A 2853-nucleotide genomic window follows, 5' to 3' on the forward strand; every position below is an offset into this window, starting at 1 on the left:
CCACCAGCGTCGCAACAAGAAGTAGAACTACTTCACACAGCGTCAATGCCCGTTGCCTTCCCGGCGGCGGGCATTTTCTTTGTCCCGGAGCGGGCGCGCCGGCTGCGGGGCGGCTTTACGCCGCGGGGCCGCGGAAGCGGGAGAAGCCCCGCCACAAGCCGTAGATGGCCCCGCCGACGGTCGCGGCCTTGAGGCCCAGGGTTGCCGCCCGGCGTCCTGACCGGAAGTCGTAGACCGGCCAGTTGTGTTCGCGCGCGTGGCGGCGCAGCCGGGCGTCGGGGTTGATGGCCACCGGGTGCCCGACCATGCCGAGCAGTGGAATGTCATTGTGCGAGTCGCTGTAGGCCCAGCAGCGGTCCAGGTCCAGGCCTTCGGCCTCGGCTAAGCCGCGGACCGCCACGGCCTTGGCGGGCCCGTGCAGGATCTCGCCCACGAGCCGTCCGGTGTAGGCCCCGTCGTGGATCTCGCCGACCGTGCCGAGGGCGCCGGTGAGGCCGAGCCGGGTGGAAATCACGGTTGCCACCTCGATCGGGGTCGCCGTGACGAGCCAGACCCGGYGGCCCATGCGCAGGTGCTGTTCGGCCAGCGCCTTGGTGCCGGGCCAGATCCGCGACTCGATCATCTCGTCGTAGACCTCTTCGCCGAGCACTTCAATGTCCTTGACTGTCAGACCGGAGCCGAGGCTGAGGGCGGTGTCGCGGACGGCGTGGACGTCGTCGATGTTTTCGCCGCGGAGCACGAACATCAGCTGCTTCCAGGCGAAGCCGGCAGCCTGCGGAATGGTGAACGCCCCGCGCTGATGCATCTTGCGGGCCACATGGAAAAGGCTGGCGCCCCGCATGAGGGTGTTGTCGACGTCGAAGAAGGCGGCCTCGCCATGCTGCGGTGGCACATCCGGCCCCGTGGGGACAGCGACGATCTTCTCCTCGGGCATGCCACGAGTCTAGTCAATGCCAGCGGGCCGCATGCGCAGCAGGCACGCCGCCGCACCGCGTGGGAACCCCTGGGCCGCTTCGACGCGTGACGCAGGGCGGGGCTACCGTGGATCCATGGCCAAACCCGTGCTGCCCCCCGATGTAGTCCTGATTACCAAAGCCAACTGCCACCTGTGCGCGGACGCGCGCGACGCCGTCGGGCGCGTCACCGCCGCCCTGGGACTCGAGTGGTCCGAGCAGTCGATCGACGACGACGCCGGCCTGCGCGAGCGCTATGCCGAGGAAATTCCCGTGCTGCTGGTGGACGGCGTCCAGCGGGATTTCTGGCGGATCGATGAGGCGAGACTGGCCCGAACCTTGCGCCGCGCGCTGGGCCAGCAGGCCTGAGTGCTCCCTGAACCGGCGGCCGGTGCTCGCGCCCTCTGCTTTGTGGCACGAACTCCCGGGGCTCTAGAGTGGAGAAACAACGCGACGCAATGGAGCAGATAGTGACTTCGCTGGATTCATCACCCGATGCCCTGCCCGGGGGAGCCGGTTCTGCCGCCAAGCAGATCCCGCCCGCGGCCGTGGCCCGGCTGACCCTCTATCTGCGCGCCCTGACCGCACTGCTGGCCGAGGGCGTGGACCGCGTATCCTCCGAGTCGCTGGCCGAGGCCTGTGGCGTCAGCTCCTCCACCCTCCGCAAGGACCTCTCCTACGTGGGCTCCTACGGGACCCGGGGCGTGGGCTATGAAGTGCAGTACTTGAACCGTCACATTGCCGCGGCGCTGGGTCTGACCCATGACTGGAAGGTGGCGATCGTCGGCGCGGGCAACCTCGGCAAGGCGCTCGCCCGCTACGGCGGCTTTGAATCGCGGGGCTTTGACATCGTGGCCATTTTCGATGCCGACCAGATGGTGGTGGGCAGCGAGGTGGGCTGGCTGCGGGTGAGCGACGCCGCGGACCTCGAATCCGTGCTGCACCGCACCGGTGCCAACATGGCCGTTCTGGCGCTGCCGGCAGCGGTGGCGCAGGGCGTGTGCGACCGGGTGGTGGCCTCCGGTGTGCGCAGCATCCTGAGCTTCGCCCCGGTCCTGCTCCAGGTGCCGCCGGGCGTCAATCTGCGCAAGGTGGATATGGCCACCGAACTGCAGATCCTCGCCTATCACGCGCAAAGGGCGCAGGACCCGGACGACGCCGACTAGCTGTCGGCTGTTCCGGATCCCGCGCCCTGATACCCTGCCCTGATACCCCCGCCTGCGGCGGGTGCCTGGCCTAGCGGCCGTAGGGGTTCTGCGCGTATGGGTTGGCGAATGGCTGCTGCTTCCGAAAGTACGGGGACGTCGCCGGAAGGTACAACATCACGATGCCTGCAATGCCTGCCAGCACCGCAAGGGTTCCGATGCTGAGCGGGAGCAGGCTGAAGATAGATAGGACCGCGAAGACGGTGCCGAGGATCCGTGCCCAGTTTCTGCCCTTGCGGACGTTGATTGCCACGAGCGCGTAAAGGCCCGCGCTGATCACGGCGAACACCACGATGGTGCCGACCAAGAACGGCTTGACTTCGCTGAAGTTGACGTCAGCGCCGCTTGTCGCCATCTGGCGCTGGAACATGTCCCGCAAGGCCGGGGTGTCCAGACCCCCGATGGACAGGAGGAGGGAGAGCACCCATATTGCGCCGGAGGCCACGATGAGCCAGAACGCAACATTGACGAGCTTCGGCACGCCGCCGGGACCCTGCTGCTGACCGTAGGGCGACTGGCCGTAGGGGGACTGGGCGTACGGGGACTGGCCGTAGCCCGGCGCCTGCTGGCCGTACTGGGGAGCGTTCTGACCATATTGCGGAGCCTGCGCGGCATTCTGGCCGTACTGCGGGGCCGTCGGCTGCTGTCCGTAGCCCGGCGCCTGCTGCCCGTACTGGGGCGTGGTCTGACCATAC

Annotated in this window: 4 protein-coding genes; 2 read left to right on the forward strand and 2 right to left on the reverse strand. The window is 68.1% G+C overall.

All coding sequences use genetic code 11. The annotated features are described in order from the left end of the window. Window positions 1-115: 115 nt before the first annotated feature. On the reverse strand, window positions 116-934 hold the full coding sequence (locus tag AB4Y86_RS15960; RefSeq protein WP_441403164.1) for an HAD family hydrolase: 819 nt from the start codon (window positions 932-934) through the stop codon (window positions 116-118). 115 nt (window positions 935-1049) lie between these two features. On the opposite strand from AB4Y86_RS15960, the gene AB4Y86_RS15965 reads away from it, so the two are divergent. Then, window positions 1050-1322 (forward strand): glutaredoxin family protein, encoded by a 273-nt coding sequence (locus tag AB4Y86_RS15965; RefSeq protein ID WP_441403165.1) that lies wholly within the window; start codon window positions 1050-1052, stop codon window positions 1320-1322. A 101-nt stretch (window positions 1323-1423) separates the two neighbouring features. Further along, window positions 1424-2119, forward strand: a complete 696-nt coding sequence (locus AB4Y86_RS15970) for a redox-sensing transcriptional repressor Rex (protein WP_441403166.1) — start codon at window positions 1424-1426, stop codon at window positions 2117-2119. Between the two features lie 70 nt (window positions 2120-2189). On the opposite strand, the gene AB4Y86_RS15975 is transcribed toward AB4Y86_RS15970, so the two are convergent. After that, on the reverse strand, window positions 2190-2853 hold a 664-nt coding region (locus AB4Y86_RS15975), incomplete at its 5' end, for a hypothetical protein (protein WP_441403167.1).

Source organism: Arthrobacter sp. 2YAF22_2 (assembly GCF_052114645.1).
GTDB lineage: Bacteria > Actinomycetota > Actinomycetes > Actinomycetales > Micrococcaceae > Arthrobacter.